General features: G+C 44.0%; 4 protein-coding genes. All 4 read left to right on the top strand.

The genetic code is table 11. The features are described 5' to 3' along the window. Window positions 1-67 precede the first annotated feature (67 nt). The 4 genes from B7Y67_RS16090 to B7Y67_RS16075 are packed head-to-tail and all read left to right on the top strand — an operon-like array spanning window position 68 to window position 2,049. The gene (locus tag B7Y67_RS16090; RefSeq protein ID WP_293599496.1) at window positions 68-592 is read left to right on the top strand and encodes a YeeE/YedE thiosulfate transporter family protein; all 525 of its coding nucleotides are present in this window, start codon (window positions 68-70) and stop codon (window positions 590-592) included. Window position 593: 1 nt separating this feature from the next. Continuing rightward, complete coding sequence (locus B7Y67_RS16085) at window positions 594-1,163, top strand: YeeE/YedE thiosulfate transporter family protein (RefSeq protein ID WP_293599495.1); 570 nt, start codon at window positions 594-596, stop codon at window positions 1,161-1,163. A gap of 19 nt (window positions 1,164-1,182) precedes the next feature. Continuing rightward, window positions 1,183-1,416: a hypothetical protein gene (locus B7Y67_RS16080; RefSeq protein WP_293599494.1), complete on the top strand. Its 234-nt coding sequence runs from the start codon at window positions 1,183-1,185 to the stop codon at window positions 1,414-1,416. 9 nt (window positions 1,417-1,425) lie between these two features. Next, a complete protein-coding gene (locus tag B7Y67_RS16075; RefSeq protein WP_293599493.1) occupies window positions 1,426-2,049 on the top strand; it encodes a hypothetical protein in 624 nt (207 codons plus the stop codon). Window positions 2,050-2,085 lie beyond the last annotated feature (36 nt).

Raw genomic sequence — 2,085 nt, 5'->3', positions numbered from 1 at the left:
ACTTGGAAACCTCTAAGTAATAGTATATAAATAAATATATTATTAATACCTTAATTGAAGTGATAAAATGAATAAAGACACGCAGGTTCAACCGGCTCCATATTGGAATCCTTTGGTTGCGGGCATCCTGCTCGGAATAGTTTTGTTATCAACCTTTGCTTTTACCGGACACGGTCTAGGTGCTACAGGCTTTACAACGCGTCTAACAGCATGGTTTGGAATGTATCTAGCGCCAGTAGCAACAAATGCTAACGAATATCTTGGTGGAATGGTTGAGGAAGGCAAGCCCTTAGACGCATGGATCACATGGCAGGTGATTGGCGTTGCAATAGGCGCACTCTTATCTGCATTCTTTGCCGGGAGAATTGCGATTAAGTTAGATGGGAAGAAATTTTTAGGCGGCTCTAAGCGCCCGTTAACTGCGTTATTTGGTGGAGCCTTAGCTGGCTTTGGAGCACGTATTGCTGCAGGCTGCACTAGCGGTCTTGGTTTGTCTGGAGCGGCTGTACTCAGCTTGGCTGGATTTACCTTTTTAGGCACATTCTTCGCGGTTGGATTGTTAGCTAGCCGCCTAATGAAACAGGAGAAATAAGATGGGAGCAATTCTTTCGGGCTTATTGCTGGGAGCAGCCTTTGGCTTTGTACTGGAGCGGGCTGGTTTTGGTAATCCTAATAAGTTAACGGGGCAATTTCGTTTAACAGACTGGTCCGTATTTAAAGTGATGTTTACTGCAATCGTGTTTGCTGCAGTCGGACTTTTGATTTTAGAAAAAACTGGATTCGTGGAGAGTGGGAGCCTTTTTGTTCCACCATCATTCTTAGGTGCTGCAGCTTTAGGTGGTGCGTTTGTTGGAGCGGGCTTCGCCATTGGCGGCTATTGCCCCGGCACCTCGGTAGTTGGCTTGATGTCAGGTCGTATTGACGCCGGAATCTTTCTGATTGGATTGTTGCTAGGAACAATCCTATTTGCAGGGATCTATCCAAGTATTGAATCTCTTACGACTTTGGGTGAAATTGCCAATATAGATTCATTGCCAGAACTCTTCAATGTTTCAAGTATTTCTATAGATGTCGTCATGGTTCTTGCCGTAATTGGTGTATTTATTTTGGGTACATGGATGGAGAAAAAATCCGCAGGCCCTGTCAGTTCTCAAGAAATTTAATAATTCAAAAGGAAAAACAATGTTTACAAAAACAACAGTAGCTGCATTAGCTTTAGCTTTAACGGGATTGGCTGCAGCACCGATGGCAAATGCTGCAGATGCTCCTGCAAATCCAGCTAACGCCGAACAAAAAAATCCCTGTGGTCCCAAGAATAAGTCGAGCAATCCATGCGGTCCAGCCAAGAAAAAAGCAGCCAATCCCTGTGGCCCAGCAAATCCTTGCGGCCCTAAAAAACGTAAATCTGCAGATTAATTTATCTCAATGCTGATTCAATCAACCCTTTGCTTGGCGGCTCAGGAAATCGCCAGCATCCAAACGCGCTACGCGAAAAAAGGTTTGACGCTTAGCGAAGCTGCGCTGTGTGGCGCGCGAGAGTTTATTGAGTGGAATCACTATCCAAAAAATGACCTTTTAGATCCGATTAGTGGTTATGAGTTTTATTACCATGCGCATGCAGCCGATGAGATGTTGGATGGTGAGCATGGCCATTTCCATTTATTTAAGCGTAATGGGGTGGAATTCCATCACCTCATTGGTATCGCATTAAATCAGCAAGGTTTGCCGGTTCGTCTGTTCACTACAAACCAGTGGGTCACTGGGGAGAAGCTGATCTCCGCAGACCTGGTGCTAGTTGAGTTGCATAATTTTGATATGGCAACGAAGGGTCGCCTGTCTCCGGTGTCTCGTTGGGTTAGTGTGCTTACAAAGCTATTTTTTATGGATATGGAAGCATTGATAGTCGGTAGGGACCGCAAAATTGGTCAGCTAGAGATTGAGTTTGGTGATCGAAACTTGGTTCTCGACTCAAGGAATCACCATGTATTAACTGAAAGTAAGATTGATTTATTGGATCGACTTTCACAATATTTATTACCTGCAAATTAATCAAGGAGTTCAAATGAAAAAGATTCAAATAGGACT

This window comes from Polynucleobacter sp. 35-46-11 (genome assembly GCF_002281105.1).
This window is presented reverse-complemented; position numbering and strand designations above follow the sequence as displayed.